Annotated in this window: 13 protein-coding genes; 3 read left to right on the plus strand and 10 right to left on the minus strand. The window is 69.2% G+C overall.

The genetic code is table 11. From position 1 onward, the window contains the following. Positions 1 to 28 precede the first annotated feature (28 nt). The 5 genes from QWG60_RS04590 to QWG60_RS04610 all read right to left on the minus strand — a co-directional run bounded on the left by QWG60_RS04590 (position 29) and on the right by QWG60_RS04610 (position 5420). Positions 29 to 1033 carry a nickel/cobalt transporter gene (locus tag QWG60_RS04590; protein WP_246124700.1) on the minus strand — a complete coding sequence of 335 codons (1005 nt, stop codon included), beginning with the start codon at positions 1031 to 1033 and terminating at the stop codon, positions 29 to 31. Then, positions 1018 to 1716 (minus strand): DUF1007 family protein, encoded by a 699-nt coding sequence (locus tag QWG60_RS04595; protein WP_052719345.1) that lies wholly within the window; start codon positions 1714 to 1716, stop codon positions 1018 to 1020. Before QWG60_RS04595 ends, QWG60_RS04590 begins: the two co-directional genes overlap by 16 nt. Next, positions 1713 to 3716 (minus strand): Fe(3+)-hydroxamate ABC transporter permease FhuB, encoded by a 2004-nt coding sequence (fhuB, locus tag QWG60_RS04600; RefSeq protein ID WP_146909442.1) that lies wholly within the window; start codon positions 3714 to 3716, stop codon positions 1713 to 1715. The genes QWG60_RS04595 and fhuB overlap by 4 nt, the downstream gene beginning before the upstream one ends. After that, entirely contained in the window at positions 3706 to 4554 is an 849-nt protein-coding gene (locus tag QWG60_RS04605; protein ID WP_246124698.1) for an ABC transporter substrate-binding protein, read from the minus strand. Before QWG60_RS04605 ends, fhuB begins: the two co-directional genes overlap by 11 nt. A gap of 98 nt (positions 4555 to 4652) precedes the next feature. Continuing rightward, the gene (locus QWG60_RS04610; protein ID WP_146909438.1) at positions 4653 to 5420 is read right to left on the minus strand and encodes an ATP-binding cassette domain-containing protein; all 768 of its coding nucleotides are present in this window, start codon (positions 5418 to 5420) and stop codon (positions 4653 to 4655) included. 259 nt (positions 5421 to 5679) lie between these two features. Here QWG60_RS04610 and QWG60_RS04615 point away from each other — a divergent pair, with 259 nt between their 5' ends. The 3 genes from QWG60_RS04615 to QWG60_RS04625 all read left to right on the plus strand — a co-directional run bounded on the left by QWG60_RS04615 (position 5680) and on the right by QWG60_RS04625 (position 10629). Beyond that, the gene (locus QWG60_RS04615) at positions 5680 to 6291 is read left to right on the plus strand and encodes a superoxide dismutase (RefSeq protein ID WP_146909436.1); all 612 of its coding nucleotides are present in this window, start codon (positions 5680 to 5682) and stop codon (positions 6289 to 6291) included. Between the two features lie 156 nt (positions 6292 to 6447). Next, entirely contained in the window at positions 6448 to 8247 is a 1800-nt protein-coding gene (locus QWG60_RS04620; protein WP_146909434.1) for an ABC transporter ATP-binding protein, read from the plus strand. A 264-nt stretch (positions 8248 to 8511) separates the two neighbouring features. Further along, positions 8512 to 10629 (plus strand): TonB-dependent siderophore receptor, encoded by a 2118-nt coding sequence (locus tag QWG60_RS04625; protein ID WP_246124696.1) that lies wholly within the window; start codon positions 8512 to 8514, stop codon positions 10627 to 10629. A 152-nt stretch (positions 10630 to 10781) separates the two neighbouring features. Here QWG60_RS04625 and QWG60_RS04630 read toward each other — a convergent pair whose 3' ends face one another. The 5 genes from QWG60_RS04630 to QWG60_RS04650 all read right to left on the minus strand — a co-directional run bounded on the left by QWG60_RS04630 (position 10782) and on the right by QWG60_RS04650 (position 17962). Next, on the minus strand, positions 10782 to 12881 hold the full coding sequence (locus QWG60_RS04630; protein ID WP_146909429.1) for a TonB-dependent siderophore receptor: 2100 nt from the start codon (positions 12879 to 12881) through the stop codon (positions 10782 to 10784). A 106-nt stretch (positions 12882 to 12987) separates the two neighbouring features. Then, positions 12988 to 13926, minus strand: a complete 939-nt coding sequence (locus QWG60_RS04635; RefSeq protein WP_146909416.1) for a helix-turn-helix transcriptional regulator — start codon at positions 13924 to 13926, stop codon at positions 12988 to 12990. Continuing rightward, positions 13923 to 14699, minus strand: a complete 777-nt coding sequence (gene fhuF, locus QWG60_RS04640) for a siderophore-iron reductase FhuF (protein WP_290130924.1) — start codon at positions 14697 to 14699, stop codon at positions 13923 to 13925. The genes QWG60_RS04635 and fhuF overlap by 4 nt, the downstream gene beginning before the upstream one ends. Positions 14700 to 14769: 70 nt before the next feature. After that, complete coding sequence (locus QWG60_RS04645) at positions 14770 to 15306, minus strand: RNA polymerase sigma factor (RefSeq protein WP_146909414.1); 537 nt, start codon at positions 15304 to 15306, stop codon at positions 14770 to 14772. Between the two features lie 151 nt (positions 15307 to 15457). Further along, positions 15458 to 17962: a GNAT family N-acetyltransferase gene (locus QWG60_RS04650; protein WP_146909412.1), complete on the minus strand. Its 2505-nt coding sequence runs from the start codon at positions 17960 to 17962 to the stop codon at positions 15458 to 15460. Positions 17963 to 17964: the final 2 nt, after the last annotated feature.

Here is a 17964-nt window from a genome sequence, read left to right on the forward strand (position 1 = left end):
TACGGGGCTGGCTGTCGTGCGCGAGGCGCTAGCCGCCGAACGGCGAGGGCGAGGTCGTGGGGGCGCCCTCGAGCAGAGGCGGCGCGTCGGGTGACTGGGCCGCGGCCACGAACAGTGAAAGCCCCAGCATCAGGATGAGGGCACCGCCTGCGAAGCCGGCCGCTCTCAGGCAGCGTTCCAGGGTCGCGCCACGCGTCGAACGCTGCAGGTGGCGCTCGGCCCAGCCCCGGGCCATCACGCTGGCCAGGGCCAGCGCCGAGACCGTCAGGGCGGTACCGGCAGCCATGGCCAGCACCGCCAGCACACCGCTCCAATAGTGCCCCAGCAGCGAGGCGGCGCCGACCAGCAGCACGCTGCCGCTGCAGGGACGCATGCCGATCGAGGCCACCACGGCCAGGGCACCGCGCCAGTCCGAGGCCTGTTGGGGCGTCAGATGGTGGGCGCAGTCACACTCGTGCGGGTCATGGTCATGGTCATGGTCATGGTCATGAGAGCCTGGCGCGTGCCGATGGCCGGCCAGGGCCCGCCAGCACAGCCAGAGCCCGAGTGCCGCGACGAGCAGGTAGCTGGCCTGCTCCAGCCATACCACCGAGCCCATGGCCTGGCGGGTCAGCCAGCCCAGCCCATGGACCAGCACCGTGACCAGGCCGATGGCCACCAGGGCCTGCAGCAACGAGGCCAGACAGGAGAGCAGCAGGGCCCGGCGCAGCGCGCCGCCCTGGCTGAGCAGGTAGGTGCCGAGCACCGCCTTGCCGTGGCCCGGGCCGGCGGCATGGAAGACCCCATAGCCGAAGCTGAGGCCCAGCAGGCCCCACCAGGCGGCCGCCGTCGGGGCGGCGTCGAGGGCCGCGATCGCCTCCGTCAGGGCGCGGTGAAGGTCGCGCTGCCAGGCGACCAGTCGCAGGCTGGCCTCCTGGCCCAGCGTGACCCAGGCCGCGGCGAGCAGCGCCAGGGCGAGTCCGCCAAGGACCGCGGGGCCGAGCCACCGGGGGCGAGGCCGAGCCCTGTCGGCTGGGTTCATGGATGATCGCATCGTATCTCTCCCGTTTCCGCGAAGAAGCGGCCGAGCCCTTCTTCCGCCTGTTCGCCGCGATCCAGCATGGCCGCCTCGGCGACCTTCGCCGGATCGGGATCGGCGGCGATGATCCGGGTACGGCAGCCGTCTTCTTCGACCGTCAGCGCGTCCGGCCTGGGCGTGTCGCCGTCCGCCTCGTGCACTACCTCGAGGTAGTAGGTCGGGTCATAGATGCGGTAGCGCACCGGCGACTCGTCCAACGGAAGGGGATTGGCCAGCGGTAGTCGAAACATCAGCTCGACGCGACCGCCGCGTGCCAGGGTGGTGAAGTCGTCGACGTCGCCGAGCTCGACCGGCTGGCCGGCCCGGGTCACGTGGGTGAAATAGCGCTTCGGGGCCAGGGTATTGCGGATCTCCACCCCCAGCTGGTCGAGGCGCGCCGCCATCGGTTCGTCGCCCTGGGCGGCGCGAAGTTCCTCCAACAGCAGCTGGCTGTAGAACGGATCCAGTCGCCAGCGCTGCTGAAGGGCCTCGGCACGTCCCTGGGTATCCGTTATCACCTTCACCGAGACGTCCACCCAGCCGTGGGGGTGCGCGGCCCCCGTCAGCGGGAAAAGCGCCAGGGCGCAGGCGATGCCACAGGCGAGCCGGCCTTGCCAGCGATCGGCCCATCGGCGGGCCCGGTTATCGAGATGGCTCATAGCCGTCGCATCCCCCACATGAAATAGGCGCCGCCGATCAGCGAAGCGGCCAGGCCGGCAGGAATCTCCTGGGGGAACAGTAACTGGCGGCCCAGCCAGTCCGCCAGCACCATCAGCAACGCGCCGGTCAGGGCGGCCCCGGCGAGATGCGTCCGGGCGCGGGTGAAGCCCAGCAGCCGTGCCATGTAGGGAGCGAGCAGGCCGACGAAGGACAGCGGCCCGACCACCAGGGTCGCGGCGGCGGTCAGCAGGGCGACCAGCAGCAGCAGGCCGAGCCGCGCCCGACGCAGCGGGATGCCGAGCGCGGCGGCGGTGGCGCCGCCCAGCGGCAGGATGTCCAGCCAGCGGGCGAGCGGCGCGGCGATGATCGCCAGCACCACGGCCGCGCCGGCGACCGTCACGGCGCTCGCCGCATCGACGTAGTAGGTGGAACCGGAGAGCCAGGCGATGACCTGCTGGCCGCGCGGATCGCCGCCGGCCAGCACCACGGCCTTGACCGCCTCGAACAGCGCCGTGATCGCCACCCCGGTGAGCAGCAGCCGTTCGGGCTGAAAGCCGCTCTTGCGGTTGACGATTACCAGCACCGCCAGGGCGGCGAGGGCGCCCAGCACCCCGGCGCCGACCAGTGCCAGGTTGCCCGGCGACGGCAGCAGGAAGATCGCCGCCATCAGGGCGATGGCGCTGCCGCCGCTGATGCCCAAGATCTCGGGGCTGGCCATGGGGTTGGCGGTGAGGCGCTGGATCAGGGTCCCGGCGACGGCCAGCATCAGCCCGCAGCCGGCGGCGGCGAGCAGCCTGGGCCAGCGCCACTCGAGCAGGTCGGTGTTCAGGGGTGAGGCCCACTGCCAGCCGTCGGCGCCCTGACCGGCCAGCACCGCCACCGTGGCCATCGCAACCAGGGCCAGGGACAGGCCGACGATCAGCCGTCGTGGGGCGGGATGCCGCATGGCGGGCGTGCCGGCGTGGCGCGGCGGCGCCGAGCCGTTGAGGCGCAGGCGCGGAATCAGCCACAGCAGCAGCGGCGCGCCCAGGGCAGCGGTGGTGGCGCCGGTGGGAATCAGCGTCGGCAGGGTGTCGGCGTAGCGCTGCAGCAGCTGGTCGGTGGTGGCCAGCAGCAGGGCGCCGAGCAGCGTCGACCACAGCAGCCGCGTGCCCAGCCGCCGGGCCCCGGCCAGGCGCACGATGTTGGGCGCCGCCAGGCCGATGAAGCCGATGACACCCACCGTGCTGACCACGCAGCCGGTGAGGAACACCGCCAGGCCGAGCCCGGCCAGGCGCAGCCACTTGAGCGACACGCCGAGGCTGCGGGCGCCGGCTTCGTCGAGCTCCAGCACCGCCAGCGGGCGCAGCAGCCAGAAGGCGCCGAGAGCGCCCAGCGCCAGGCGCGGCGCCAGGAAGGCGGCGTCGCTCCAGCCGTTCTGGGCCAGCGAGCCGGCGCCCCAGATCAGCAGGCCCTTGAGCGCCTCCTGATGGAACAGCAGCAGCACCATGGCCAGGGCGCCGAAGTAGAGGTTGACCACCAGCCCGCCGAGCACCACCACCACCGGCGACAGCCCGCGACGCCAGGCCAGGGCGAACACCAGGCCCATGGCCAGCCCGCCGCCGGCCAGCGCCACCCATTCGCGGCCCAGGGCCAGCAGCCCCGGCGCCAGCAGACTGGCGGCCATCAGCGCCAGGTTGGCGCCGCTGGCCACGCCCAGGGTGGTGGGCGCCGCCAGCGGGTTGCGCAGCACCTGCTGCATCAGCACCCCGGCCAGCGCCAGGCCACCGCCGGCCATCAGCGCCATGGCCAGCCGCGGCCACCAGGCGAAGTGCAGCACCAGGGCCTCCGACGAGGCGTCGGGAATCGTCACCAGCGACGACAGTCCGGTCACGAGCCCCGTGCTCGATGCCAGATGGGCCAGAGCGAGGCCCGCGGTGAGCAGGCCCAGCAGCAGGCAGGCGCGGCCCGGCGTCAGCCGGCGTGAAGGTGTGGCGTGGGCAAGCGCATCAGCGGACATCGTCGTTCTCCAGGGCGGTGGCCAGCTGTTCGGCGAAGCGCTGGGCGGAGGGCAGAGCGCCGAAGCTCCACACCGGGGGGAGGATCAGCGGCTCGCCGCGGCTGCGTTCGACCAGCCGCCGCCACAGGCCGCTGTCGGCCAGGGTCTCGCGCACGCCGGCCGGATAGGGTTCGACCACCACCAGCCGGGCGTCGAGGCCGGCCAGGGCCTCGATGCCGACCAGCGAGAAGCCCCAGGCGTTGGTGACGCCGTTCCAGGCGTTCTTGAGCCCCAGGCGGTCGAGCACCGCCTGATAGAGGCCGTTGTCGCCGAACACCCGTACGTGGCGGGCGTCCATGAACTGCACGACGAGCAGCGGTGGGGCGTCGTCGCCGAGGCGCTGCTCGAGGCGCGTCAGGCGCGACTCGGTGTCCTCGATCAGCCGCTCGCCGGCCTCGGGCCGTTCGACGATATCGGCGACGCGGCGCGTCAGCTCGCGCATCTCCGTCCAGGTGTCCCGGCCGGGGGTATAGAGCGTCAGGGTGTCCACCGGGGCGATCGCCTCGAGGCGCGGGGCGAGGTTGGCGAACATCGGCGAGATCAGGATGCGCTCGGGATCGAGGTCCGCCAGCAGCTCCAGGTTGGGCTGGGAGCGCAGGCCGAGGTCGATCACCGCGTCCGGCAGCGCCGGCTCGCCCACCCAGGCGTGATAGGCGTCGAGCTGGGCCAGCGCCGCGGGCGGAGCCTCGAGGGCGGCCAGGGTCTCGGCCAGGGTCCAGTCGAGGGTCGCCAGCCGCGGTGATGCCAGATGTGGTGAGTCGGCCAGCGCCGGCAGGGCGGTGAAGAGCGTGAGCAGCATGACGAGCGGGCCGGCGAGCCAGCGGCGGGCCCGTCGACGAAGGCGGCGCGGAGGAGACAAGCGGAACTCCATGAACGAGTGACGAGCGAGTGATGGAATCAGTGGGCGATGGCGACCCGATGCTCGCCGACGGGATGGTGCATCACGTGCATGGGAATGCCGTAGATCGCTTCCAGGGTGTCGCCGGTCATCAGCTCGGCCGGCGTGCCCTGGGCCAGCACCCGGCCGCCGTGCAGCGCCACCAGGCGGTCGCAGTAGCGTGAGGCCATGTTGATGTCGTGCAGCACGATGATCACGCCGAGGCCCAGTTCCTGGGAGAGCCGGCGGGTCAGGGCCAGCACCTCGACCTGGTGGGCGATGTCCAGCGCCGCCAGCGGTTCGTCGAGCAGCAGGAAGCGGCTGCCCTGGGCCAGCAGCATGGCGAGCCACACGCGCTGGCGCTCGCCGCCGGAGAGGGTGTCCACCAGGCGGTCGGCGAAGGCTTCGGTGTGGGTCAGGGCGATGGCGCGCTCGACCTGCTCACGATCCTCGCGGGTATGGCGCCCCAGCAGGCCGCGCCAGGGGTAGCGGCCGAAGGCGATCAGCTCGCGGCAGGTCAGGGTCTCGGCGCTGGGCAGGTGCTGGGGCAGGTAGGCCACCTGGCGGGCGAACTCGCGGTGGCCCCAGTCGCCGAGCGGCCGGCCGTCGAAGCGGATGACGCCCTGGCTGGCGGGCTGCTGCTGAGCCAGCAGCTTGAGCAGCGTCGACTTGCCGGAGCCGTTATGGCCGATCAGGCCGTGGACCCGGCCTTCCTCGAAGCGAAGATCGGTGGGATGCAGCAGGCGTTTGCCGTTGACCTCGAAGGTCGCGGTCTGGGCGTCGAACATGGTGGGCTCCGTGGATCGTCGGCGGCGCGAGGGCATCACGATGGGCGAGGGCTGCGCACCCGCGTGAGGTTACCTTCGATACGAATGGTTATCAAATCTCGTCGGGATGGAGCTGGCTATTTATTGATATTGGTTTTCATTTCGTTTTGTGAGGCGTAGTCTGAGGCTTGGTCGTTCGTTTCATCTCTCGTCTCTCTACGTCTCTCTACGACTCTCTACGACTCTCTCGACCGACCCTCTCGAAAAAGGAGCCGCCGCCATGCCGCATGCGTTGCCCGAACTGCCCTATGCCTACGATGCCCTCGAACCGCATCTCGATGCCCTGACCATGGAGATCCACCATGCCCGGCATCATCAGACCTACGTCAACAACCTCAACGCCGCCCTGGAAGGCACCGGCCTCGAGGACGTGCCGGTGGAGGCGCTGGTCGCCGATCTCGACCGGGTGCCCGCCGACAGGCGCCAGGCGGTGATCAACAACGGCGGCGGTCACGCCAACCACTCGCTGTTCTGGCGGGTGATGTCGCCCGAGGGCGGCGGGGCGCCGACCGGGCGGGTGGCGGCGGCCATCGAGCGAGAGCTGGGCGGCGTCGAGGCCTTCCAGCAGGCCTTCACCCAGGCCGCCGTCTCCCGCTTCGGCAGCGGCTGGGCCTGGCTCAGCGTGACCCCGCAGGGCGCGCTGGTGGTGGAGAGCACCGCCAATCAGGACAGCCCGCTGATGCACGGCAACACGCCGGTGCTGGGCCTGGATGTGTGGGAGCACGCCTACTATCTGAAATTCTGGAACAAGCGCCCCGAGTACATCGCCGCCTTCTACGAGGTGGTCGACTGGAGCGAGGTCGAGCGGCGCTATCTCGCCGCCATCGGCTGAGCGGCGATCCTTCCGCCATCTTGTCCTCCCGGGCCCTGCCGGGAGGACAGTCCCGCGACGACGGGGTATGGTAGCCGTCTCGTCCAGACCGCCGGGCCTCCCAGGGCCCGGCGGTCTCGTGTCGTTCACCGGACAGCCGCCACAGAGAGAGTCCCCATGTCGAATATGAGAAGCTTCGAGGCGCTGGGCCGCCTGCTTCGCTATGCCCGCGGACACCGGCGTCGGATCGTCGCCGCGACCGTCTGCTCGGTCATCAACAAGCTGTTCGATATCGCCCCGGAGATCCTGATCGGGGTGGCCATCGACGTGGTGGTCAACCAGGAGGACAGCTTCGTCGCCGGGCTGGGCTTCACCACCGCCCGCGAGCAGATCCTGATCCTCGGGGTGCTGACCTTCTTCATCTGGGCCGGCGAATCGCTGTTCGAGTATCTCTACCAGATCCTGTGGCGCAACCTGGCCCAGCGGCTCCAGGCCGAGCTGCGCCAGGACGCCTACGAGCACGTCCAGCGCCTGGACATGGGCTTCTTCGAGTCGACGAGCTCCGGGCAGCTGGTGGCGACCATGAACGACGACGTCAACCAGCTCGAGCGCTTCCTCGACGGCGGCGCCAATTCGATGATCCAGGTCGGCGTCACCGTGGTGGCGGTGGGCGCGGTGTTCTTCGTGCTCTCGCCGCTGATCGCGTTGCTGGCCTTCATGCCGATCCCGTTGATCGTGTGGGGCGCCTTCTACTTCCAGCGCAAGGCCGGGCCGCTGTACGCCGAGGTGCGCGAGCGGGTCGGCGAGCTCTCCAGCCGACTGGCCAACAACCTGGCGGGCATCGCCACCATCAAGAGCTTTACCGCCGAGGCGCGCGAGGCCGAGCGCCTCAAGGCCGCCAGCGAGGCCTACGTGCAGGCCAACCGTCGCGCGATCCGCATCAGCTCGGCGTTCATCCCGGTGATCCGCATGGCGATCCTCACCGGCTTCCTGGCCACCTTCACGGTGGGCGGCATGATGGCGCTGAACGGCGAGCTCAACGTCGGCGCCTACGGGGTGCTGGTGTTCCTCACCCAGCGGCTGCTGTGGCCCCTGACCGGCCTGGCTCAGGTGATCGACCTGTTCGAGCGCGCCATGGCCAGCACCCGACGCATCCTCGACCTGCTGGCCACGCCGATCCGGGTGCGCGACGACGCCGGCCAGCCCCTGGCAGAGCCGGTGCGCGGCGAGGTGCGCTTCGAGGGCGTGTCCTTCCGCTACGGCGAGTCCGGCGCCGGGGTCGAGGGCATCGATCTCTCGGTGCCGGCGGGCCACACCCTGGCGCTGGTGGGCGCCACCGGCTCCGGCAAGTCGACGCTGATCAAGCTGCTGCTGCGCTTCGTCGAGCCGGCCGCCGGGCGGGTGTGCGTCGATGGCCAGCCGCTCGACGAGGTGGCGCTGGCCTCGCTGCGGCGCTCGATCGGCCTGGTCAGCCAGGACGTCTACCTGTTCGAGGGCTCGATCCGCGACAACATCGCCTACGGCAAGCCCGATGCCGATGACGCCGAGATCGTCGAGGCGGCGCGCACCGCCGAGGCCTGGGACTTCATCCGGGCGCTGCCCGAGGGGCTCGACACCGCAGTGGGCGAGCGCGGCGTGCGCCTCTCCGGCGGCCAGCGCCAGCGGCTGTCACTGGCCCGGGCGCTGCTCAAGGACCCGCCGATCCTGGTGCTCGACGAGGCCACCAGCGCGGTGGACAACGAGACCGAAGCGGCCATCCAGCGCTCGCTGCGCCGCATCGGCCACGGCCGCACGGTGATCATGATCGCCCACCGGCTGTCGACCATCGTCCACGCCGACGAGATCGCGGTGATCGAGGCGGGCCGGGTGGCCGAGCGCGGCACCCACGCCGAGCTGCTGGCCCGCGCCGGGCGCTACGCCGCCCAGTGGCGGGTGCAGACCGGCGAGCTCGAGCCGGCCGACATGCGACTGGCCTGAGTCACCGCCTTCTTTCCTTACCCTTGATCCTGCCGGCGCCCTCTGGGCGCCGGCGTCGTTTCCGGATATCGCGAGCCGACCGGCATTCCTGGGCGGGTGCGGGAATGCTTACACGGCTAATCAAATGAGAGTCGTTATCATTGCCACAAATAATGCGAGTCATTACCATGCGCATTCCCGCACAACACAATAACCCAGAGGCTTGTTCACTCCATGTCCCATCCTGCATCCCGCCCGATCGGACTCCACCCGGTGACCCGTGCCGTGCGCCGTGCTCTCGGTCTGGCCACCGCCGGTTCACTGGCGCTGATCTCCCCCGCGCTGCTGGCCGACGAGGCCGAGTCCGCAGAGGCCCTCGAGACGGTGACCGTCGAGGCCGAGGCGCTGTCGCTGGTGACCGAGGGCAGCGACAACTACCGCGTTTCCCGCACCAGTACGGCGACCAAGCTCGACCTGACGCCCCGCGAGACGCCGCAATCCGTCTCGGTGGTCACCCGTGCCCAGCTCGAGGACTTCAACCTCGACACCATCAATGATGCCCTGGAGAGTGCGCCGGGCGTCACGGTGGAGCGAGTCGAGACGGACCGCACGTACTATTCGTCCCGCGGTTTCGAGATTTCCAACCTGCAGGTCGATGGCCTGCGCCTGCCCATGCCCTACAACAACGTGCATGGTGACATCGATACCGCCGTCTATGACCGGGTCGAGGTGGTGCGCGGTGCCACCGGCCTGATGTCCGGCTCCGGCAACCCGGCGGCCACCGTCAACTTCGTCCGCAAGCGGCCCACCGCGACGCCGCAGGCCTCCGTCAGCGGCACGCTGGGCAGCCACGAGCATCGTCGCCTGGCGGTGGACGTCTCCGGGCCCCTGGACGACGAGGGCCGGGTGCGTGGCCGCCTGGTGGCCGCGGGGCTGGATGCCGACGCCTACCTGGATCGACTGCATCGAGAGCGCGGCGTGCTCTATGGCGTGCTGGAAGCCGACCTCACCGACAGCACCCAGCTGGCGCTGGGGCATACCTGGCAGCGCAACGATACCGACAGCAACATGTGGGGGGCGCTGCCGCTCTACGACTCGGCCGGCAACCCCACCGACTATGATCGCTCGACCTCGTCGGCGCCCGACTGGTCCTACTGGAACGGCGAGACCCAGCGCAGCTTCGTCGAGCTGACCCAGCGGCTCTCCGACGACTGGTCGCTCAAGGGCACGGTGACCCATCTGGACATGGTCTCCGACACCGAGCTGTTCTACATCGGCAGCGTGCCGGATGCCGACACGGGGCGGATTCCCAACAGCTTCACTCTGAGCAAGTACGATCGGCACCTGGAGCAGTGGGTGGCGGACGTGCATGCCAAGGGTGATGTCGAGGCGTTCGGGCGCACCCATCAGCTGGTGCTGGGATCGGACTGGAGTCAGAGCCGCAACCAGCAGAGCTCGCTCTACGCGGCCGCATCCGAGGACCTGCCGCCCCTGGACGACTGGGACGGCGACTATCCGGAGCCCGAGTTCGGCGATCCCGACTTCGTCAACGATGCCACCATCAAGGAGCGCAGCCTCTACGGTGCCGGCAAGCTGGACCTGGCCGATCGCTGGACCGCCGTGGTGGGCGCGCGGATGAGCTGGCTGGATACCGTGGGCGAGCAGTACGGCAGCTCTCAGGACACCACCCTCGACAACGAGCTGACGCCCTATGCCGGCCTGATCTATGACCTCACCGATCAGGCCTCGCTGTATGCCAGCTATACCGAGATCTTCAATCCCCAGACCGAGATGGACCGCGGTGGACAATATCTCGACCCCATCGAGGGCAGCAGCTACGAGCTGGGGCTCAAGGCGGATGTCTTCGACGGGGGGGCCGATGCGTCACTTGCCGTGTTCCGCACCGAACAGGACAATGTCGCCCAGCCTGACGGCCAGGTGAATGGGCGGGATGTCTATCGGGCGGTTGATGGCATCACCAGCGAGGGCGTGGAGGTCACCCTGGCCGGCGAGCTCGCGCCGGGCTGGCAGGCCAGCGCCGGCTACACCTACCTGGAGATCGAGGACGCCGACGGCGAGGCCACCAATACCTATATTCCGCGCAACATGGTGAAGGTCGCCACCAGCTATCGGCCGGCGTCCCTGGAATCCCTGAAGGTCGGCGCCCGGCTGCGCTGGCAGGACGATATCGAGCGCGAACGCGACAACGCCGATGGCAGGACCCGTCAGGAGGCCTATGCGCTGGTCGACCTGATGGCGAGCTACGACTTCAGCGATAGCCTGACCGGCTCGCTGAACGTCAATAACGTCACCGACGAGAAGTACCTGACCAGCCTGAAGTGGGATCAGGGCTACTACGGCGCGTCGCGCCACGTGATGGCCAACCTGACCTGGCGTTACTGAATCGGTCGACGACCGAGCTGAGCGAACAGGGCCCATCCCGCTGACGGGATGGGCCCTTTGCGTCTGGGTGGCCCGGGCAATGGCGAGGCAGGAAACAAGAACACCGGCGGCCCTCGGGCCGCCGGTGTCGTCTTGCCGATGGTCGTGGCGGATCAGAAGTCGTAGCTGACGGTCGCCTTCACGCTGCGTTCGGCGCCGAAGTAGCAGTACTGCAGGGAGTTGCAGGAGGCCACGTAGTCCTTGTCGAGCAGGTTGTTGACGTTGAGGCGGGCGTTGACGCCGTCCAGGCCGAGCTGGCCGAGGTCGTAGCTGAGGGCGGCGTCGACCAGGGTGTAGTCCGGCACCTGCTCGGTGTTGGCGCGGTCGGCCTGGATGTCGGCGTGGTAGCGCACGCCGAGGCCGGCGCCGAGGCCCTCGAGGGCGCCGTCCTGGACCGCGTAGGAGCCCCACACGGAAGCGATGTGGCGCGGCGCGTAGATGGCGTGGCTGCCTTCCTCGCTGTCGTCGTCGCTCTTGGCGTAGGTGATGTCGGTGTAGCTGTAGCTGGCCTGGAGGCGCAGGCTGTCGGTCAGCTGGGTGCGGGCCTCGAGCTCGACGCCCTGGGATTCGATCTCGCCGATGGAGCGGTAGGGGTCGGTGGGCTGCTCCTTGGTGGCGACGTTGTCCTGCTCGATATGGAACAGCGACACGCTGTACTGGTCCTGGGTGCCGTTGGGCTGGTATTTCAGGCCGGCCTCGAGCTGTTCGCCTTCCATCGGTTCGAGCACTTCACCATTGGCATCGACGAAGCTGGTCGGGGTGAAGGCGGTGTTGTAGCTGATGTAGGGCGCCACGCCGTTGTCGAACAGGTAGAGCAGGCCGGCGCGGCCGCTGAAGTAGGTCTCGTCGAGGGTGTCGTCGTTGCCGGCCAGCTTCTGCTCGTTGGTGATCGAGACGCGGTCGTAGCGCCCGCCCAGGGTCAGGCGCCAGCGATCGTAGGCCATCTGGTCCTGCAGGTAGAAGCCGGTCTGGCTCAGCTCGTGGCGTTCGTCGCTGACGGTCGCGATGTCACCGATCGGCTCAGCACCGTACTCGGGGTGGAAGGCGTCGAGAGTCGGGAAGGTGCCCGAGGTCCACTTCACGTCGGTCTCGCGATGCTGGTAATCGGCGCCGACCAGCAGGGTGTGGTCCACCGGGCCGCTGCTCAGCTGTGCCTCGAGCTGGTTGTCGAGGGTCCAGGCCTCCATGGACTCCTCGCCGCCGGAGTAGTAGCGGTTGAGCTCGGTGTCGCTGGCCCAGCCGTAGCCGTAGACCTGGTTCATGGTCACGTCGGTATTGAGGTAGAGCAGCTTCTGGCGGCCCGTCCAGTCGTCGTTGAAGCGGTGCTCCAGGTCGTAGCCGAACAGCCGCTGGGTACGCTCGAACTTGTCGTAGTCTTCCTCGCCGTCGAAGAAGGTGTTGTCGATGTGGTGGCCATTGCGGCTGTCCACGGCGCCTTCATAGGGCACACCGGAGTGGTAGCCGCCCTCCGGGTCCTTCTGCAGGTAGGCATGCAGGGTCAGGCTGGTGTCGTCGGTGATGTCCCAAGTCAGCTGGGGCGCGATGGCATAGCGCTCCTCTTCCACATCGTCGAACTGGGTGTCGGCGCTCTCGGCCAGGCCGGTGACGCGATAGGCCACCCGGCGCTCGTCGTCCAGCGGGCCGGTGAGGTCGAAGGCGGCGCTGCGCTGGGCGTTGTTGCCGACGCCGAGCTGGACCTGGCCCGAGCGCTCGAACTCCGGACGCTTGCTGGTCATCGACACCAGGCCGCCGGGGGAGGCGCGGCCGTAGAGCACCGAGGCTGGTCCCTTGACCACCTCGATGCTCTCGAGGAAGTACGGATCGATGACCAGCGAGCTGTAGGAGTTGGCGTCTCCCATCAGCTTGAGGCCGTCGAGGAAGGTGTTGCTCAGGCTGCCGTCGGAGAAGCCGCGCAGCACGATGTAGTCATAGCGGTTGGAGGCGCCGACCTGGTTGGAATAGACCCCCGGCGTGTAGTTCAGGGCTCGCTGTACCGACTCGGCGCCGCGCTCTTCCCATTCCTCCCGTTCGACCCGCGAGGTGGCCTGGGGCGTCTCGTTGAACGGCGTCTCGGTCTTGGTGGCCGCCTGACCGGTGACGGTCACGGTGGAGAGGTTCTCGGTGTTCTGAGGCGCGTTCTGGGCCTGGGCGGAGAGAGCGACGCCGGCGGCGGCGAGGGCGATGGCCAGCGCCAGGGGACGTGGGGTCGGCATGCAGAAGTTCCTGTGACGATGATTTGACTCATTAACTAATGAGAATTATTGCTTTTTGTGTCACCGGCTGAGGTATGCGCAGCGCTCTCTCGTCTATGCGCAGCGCTCAGGAGGTTTTCGTCAGGGAACTCGGCGCGACGCCGTAGCGGCGGCGGAAGGCGGTGGCGAAGTTGCTGGCGTGGCGATAGCCGCAGAAGTGCGCGGCCTGCTGCACGCTGAAGCCGCGGCTCAGGTAGTCGTGGGCGAGGCCCAGCCGGCAGTCGCGCAGATAGTCGAAGACGCTCACGCCGAAGGCCGCACGGAACTTGCGGCGCAGGCTGGCGGGGCTCATGGCGGCGAGCTCGGCCAGGGCGCTCAGGCTGTGCTCCGCCGCGGGATCGTCTTCCAGGGCGGCGCGTACCCGCTCGAGGCGCCGCTGTTCCCGTGGCGGCAGGCGTGATGCGTTCGCGTCATCGAGCGTGTCCTGCGGCAGGCCGAAGGCCACCAGCTGCAGCCCCAGGCCCTCGAACAGCAGCCGCTGGGCCGGGGCGGGCAGTGGCGTGGTGAGCGCCTGCTCGAGCCCCTGCAGCAGCGAGATCGGCGGTCGCCAGGCGTGCATCCGCGAGCCGTCGTGGCCGGGCTGCGCCGGGCCCAGTTCGGCCAGCCGTGTCTCGCTGAGGCTCAATGTCAGCGCACGCAGGCGCTGGCCGGCGGGCTGGGTGGCCCGCAGGCCGTGGCGCGCATCGAGGCGCAGGCTCAGCGCCATGCCCGGGGTCAGCGTCAGGGTGCGTCCCTCGAGGCTGACGTCGGCGCAGCCTTCCAGCATCACCACGATCGACAGCGGTGAGGGCGCATGGGAGTGAGAGTCGTAGCGGTGCAGCACCTCCACGTCGGAGGCCACCAGCTCCATGCCCTGGCCCAGCGACAGCTCGCGTACCTCGCCGCGCACCACCGGTTCTTCCTCGCGGGAGGCGAGCGCCGGCACCCGGTAGTCGATGCCGTAGCGCCGCCCGTAGGCCTGCAGGTCGCGGGCGGAGTGCTGGCGCACGCCGGCCGCCGTGCTCACGAAGCCGCCCGTTCGAGTGTCGCTGCCTTCTCCGCCTTGGAAGCCTTGCCCTGGCGCCGGCATTCCAGCGGGCAGTTGGCGCAGTAGCCGAGCTCGTCGATCAGGTAGCGGATGCAGCACTGTCGCCGGACGCGGCTCGGGGCTTCAGGGGTGGCGGGCTCGACATAGCGCACCGGCTGGTAGAGCGGGTTGCGGCGCCCATCGGGCAGGTGGCGGCTCGTGATCAGGGCTCGGGCGGGATCGACCGTCCCCGCGGAGGCCATGGGATGGTCGGCGAGGGCGTTGGTGAAGTGTTCGATGTAGTTGCCGGCATTGCTCCAGAACACCTTGGGCGAGGCGCCGCTGATCGAGGCCAGCGCCTCGATCAGCGGCGCCAGGTGGTCGTCGACCAGGGTGGCGAAGCGCGACAGCCCGTCGAGATCACCGAGCGGGCGGCCGGCATGGCGCAGGCTGAAGCCGGCGGTCTGTCCCTCGTCCGTCTGGATCACATGCAGCGTGTCGATCCCCAGGGGCAGGTCACGTTCCAGCAGCAGATTGGCCGCCAGTCCGTGGGCGGCCAGGCCGGCGAAGTGCCACTTGGACCACAGCGAGGCCACCGCCCGGCGGTCGCCGTGACCGTACTGGGCGCCGAAACGCGTGAACAGCGCCTCCAGCCTGGCTGGGTCGAGAAGACGATGTGCGGGGAGGGTGTCCGCGCCGGGAGTGGCCTCGACGCGCGGTGGCGTCAGGAAGTCGAGGGGGCTGAGATAAAGCTGCGACAGCGCGAGGGTCATGGCGCATTCACCGGAAGAAGCGTTCGGGCATGGTAGATCAAATGGGAATCGTTATCAAAGTGGCGCGCTGTCAGATCGCCGGCGCGGTCAGCCGGTCGCGACAGTGCGAGATGGCCTGCCTGACGTAGCGCCCTGCCATGCGCTCCGAGACGCCGAGGCGACGGCCGATCTCGGCCTGGGAAAGCCCTTCCAGTCGATGCCAGACCAGTGCCTGGCGCAGGTGCGGTGGCAGGCCCGCCATGGCGCGCTCGAGGCCGCGACGGCACAGCCGGCGCTCGGCGGCGGCCTCGGGGTCCGAATAGCGGGCGGCATGGGGGCAGGCCAGACACGCGATGTCATCGTCCTCCGTCGGCCGGTCGCCGGGGCGTGCCTGGCGGCGGCGGTGATGGTCGATGAGCAGGTTGCGGGCGATGCGGAACAGGTAGGCACGGGGCTGTTCCAGTCGCGTGCCGGACGCGCTGGCGTCGAGTCGCTGCCGGCCGAGGCGCAGGAACACCTCCTGACACAGATCGTCGGCCAGGTCGGGGCAGGGCAGCTGGTGTCTGAGAAAGGCGGTGATGTCCCGGGCGTGGGCGCGGAACAGGGTGTCGAGGGTCGGGGAATCCATTCGTGGAACGCTCCGTACGTTGTGCCGGAACGGTGATTCTATTCAATAATGATTATTATTATCAAATATAATCGCCCAGGAACGCGGTTCCCGGGCGAAGCGTGTGCTCGCTGACGTCAGGCCGAGCATGATGCGCGGCGATACCGAGCGATCAGCTCGGTGTGGCCTCTGTCTCCTCACGGGCTCTCTCTCGATTTTCCTCACGATCTTCCTCACGATCTTCCTCACGCGCCGCGGCGGCGGGGCGGTAGTCGGCGATCGGGTTGTCGAGGGTACCGGCGAACTGCAGGTTCTTGGCCGGGTCGGCGAGGTCGATCATCTGCTGGTGGTTGTTGAGCTGAAGCCGGTTCAGGCAGGAGCGGGTGAACTCCGGGGCGAACAGGTCGTGACGGGCGAACTTGTCGGCGAACTCGGGATGGTCCCGCTGGTAGTCGATCACGCAGTCGGCCACCAGCGCCCAGAAGCGCGACTCGGTGATGTCGCCCTGTTCGACGAGGATCGACGACATGAAGCGCAGGAAGCAGTCGAAGACGTCGGTGAAGATCGACAGCACCTTGAGCGGCTCCGGCACGTCCACGGCGATGCGGGCGATGGCCTCGGGCAGCTCGGCCTCGACGTTCATGATGCCGATCTCCTCGGCGATGTCCTTCATGATCGCGCGTACCGGCACGCCGTCCTCGAGCTGCAGGATCAGGTTCTCGCCGTGGGGCATGAACACCAGGTCGTAGGCGAAGAAGCAGTGCAGCAGCGGGCGGAAGTAGGCCCGCAGGTAGCGCGACAGCCAGTCCTCGGTGGCGAGGCCCGAGCGTGCGATCAGCCGCGGCAGCAGCGCCCGCTCGTCGCCGTCGACGTGGAGCAGGGCGGCCATGGTCATCAGCCGCTGGCCGTTCTGCTGGTAGTGCACCGGGCTCTCGCGCCACAGGCAGGCGAGCATCTTCTTGTAGGCGCTGTAGGTGTCGAAGGCCGGCTCGACGGCGTCGCGGCGAACGCCGATGGCGGCCTCCTCGCGCAGCACCGTGAAGCCCTGGGCACGCAGTTCCGGGTCGCCGTCGACCAGGCGCTTGATCCAGTCGTTGATCGCCGGCGTGGCGCGCATGTAGCTCGGCGAGAGGCCGCGCATGAAGCCCATGTTGAGGATCGACAGCGCGGTCTTCACGTAGCGCCGGCTTGGCTGGCTGGTGTTGAACCAGGTGCGGATCGACTGCTGGGCACGATACTGGTCGCTGCCGTAGCCCAGGCAGACGATGCGGTGGCGGGCCACCTCGCCGGCGAAGGTGATGGCCAGCTTGTGGAACCACTGCCAGGGATGCGCCGGCATCAGCAGGTAGTCGGCGGGATCGAGCCCCCGGGCCTCGAGGCGGCGGTGGAAGTCGCCCAGCGTCGCCTCGCCGAGTTCGTCACGCAGCAGGGCCTCGTAGTCGAGCCCCTCGATGGCGCTGTAGTGGGCGTCCTCGCGGTGCACGGCGAGCCACACCAGGGTGATCGGCGCGGCGGCCTCCGGGGCATAGGCGTGATAGTCCACGGCGTCGAAGCCCATGCGGCCGTTGTTGGCCACGAACACCGGATGGCCCTCGGTCATGGCGGCCTCCAGGGTCTGGAAGTCGGCGTCGACCAGGCCCTCGGCGTCCGGGCGGGTGCCGTCGAGCTTGTAGGCGCCGCCGAACAGGGTGCTCGCCACTTCCTCCAGATAGAGCGGCAGCATCGCCTCGCCGATGCCGAGCGGGACGCGGAACTCGAGGATGAACTGCTGGGCGTCGAGCTCGGCGGGGACGCCGTCGACGCGCTTCTCCAGCGAGTCGAGCTCGATCGCCCAGTGGTCCAGCGCCCGGCGCCGGGCGCGGAAACGGTACTCGATACCGCCCTCGGGGGCGCTCAGTCGATAGTCGGCGGCCTCGTCGTCGCCTGTCGGGTCGGCGTTGACGGCCTCGGGTTCCAGCAGCCGCTCGTGGCTGAACTCGGCGATCGCCTTGCGGATCAGCCAGCGGTTGGCCCGGGCCCAGAGCTCGGGGCGCAGGTGGCCGGCGGCGCGGGCCGGATCGGAGGAGAGTGCCGGATCCAGGCGTGGACTCTGCCGGCTCACCGCCGCGGCGAAGCTCTGACGATCGCAGAAGGCCAGGTGGGCGGTCTTCTCCTCGAGTTCGACCTCGCGGTCGTAGACGAAGCCGACCCGGCGGTTGAGGGGATGAATCTGGCGGTTAGTGACGTCCGGTTCCACGACCACCCTTTGGGTGCCCACGTCTTCGAACATAAAGGCCAGGATGGCGGTGATCACCTGGGTGCTGAAGCCGGGCAGCGGCGTCTCGGCCGGGGCCACCAGGAAGTGCATGCCGCGGTCGCCCTCGGCGACGTCATAGTGGTGGCCGATGGGGTCGTGGCGCGGGTCGTAGCACTCGACCAGGAAGGCCGGCCGGCCGTCGAACAGCCCCAAGTAGCCCTGGGCGTGCTCGCTCTCCTGAAGCTCGCGATAGAAGGCCTGCACGCGCTCGAGCGAGTGGCCCTGCATGCCCCAGAAGTGGGCCCGCGGCGCGGTGACCCACTCGTGGATCAGCGCCAGGTCCTCGGGCAGGTGCAGCGGGCGCAGGCTGAAGGTGCCGAGCCCCTGGGCATGGCGCGAGTAGAGGGGCTTCGTGGTCGGCGTCGGTTGGAACAGGGTCATGG

Origin of the sequence: Halomonas halophila, from assembly GCF_030406665.1 — a bacterium.
In the GTDB taxonomy this organism is placed as follows: Bacteria; Pseudomonadota; Gammaproteobacteria; order Pseudomonadales; family Halomonadaceae; genus Halomonas; species Halomonas halophila.

Excerpts from the sequence above, each read along its gene's own strand:
- QWG60_RS04650 (WP_146909412.1), bottom strand. The coding sequence starts at position 17,962 with ATGACCCTGTTCCAACCGACGCCGACCACGAAGCCCCTCTACTCGCGC.
- QWG60_RS04630 (WP_146909429.1), bottom strand. The coding sequence starts at position 12,881 with ATGCCGACCCCACGTCCCCTGGCGCTGGCCATCGCCCTCGCCGCCGCC.
- QWG60_RS04620 (WP_146909434.1), top strand. The coding sequence starts at position 6,448 with ATGTCGAATATGAGAAGCTTCGAGGCGCTGGGCCGCCTGCTTCGCTAT.
- fhuB (WP_146909442.1), bottom strand. The coding sequence starts at position 3,716 with ATGTCCGCTGATGCGCTTGCCCACGCCACACCTTCACGCCGGCTGACG.
- QWG60_RS04605 (WP_246124698.1), bottom strand. The coding sequence starts at position 4,554 with ATGCTGCTCACGCTCTTCACCGCCCTGCCGGCGCTGGCCGACTCACCA.
- QWG60_RS04615 (WP_146909436.1), top strand. The coding sequence starts at position 5,680 with ATGCCGCATGCGTTGCCCGAACTGCCCTATGCCTACGATGCCCTCGAA.
- fhuF (WP_290130924.1), bottom strand. The coding sequence starts at position 14,699 with ATGACCCTCGCGCTGTCGCAGCTTTATCTCAGCCCCCTCGACTTCCTG.
- QWG60_RS04590 (WP_246124700.1), bottom strand. The coding sequence starts at position 1,033 with ATGCGATCATCCATGAACCCAGCCGACAGGGCTCGGCCTCGCCCCCGG.
- QWG60_RS04645 (WP_146909414.1), bottom strand. The coding sequence starts at position 15,306 with ATGGATTCCCCGACCCTCGACACCCTGTTCCGCGCCCACGCCCGGGAC.
- QWG60_RS04610 (WP_146909438.1), bottom strand. The coding sequence starts at position 5,420 with ATGTTCGACGCCCAGACCGCGACCTTCGAGGTCAACGGCAAACGCCTG.
- QWG60_RS04595 (WP_052719345.1), bottom strand. The coding sequence starts at position 1,716 with ATGAGCCATCTCGATAACCGGGCCCGCCGATGGGCCGATCGCTGGCAA.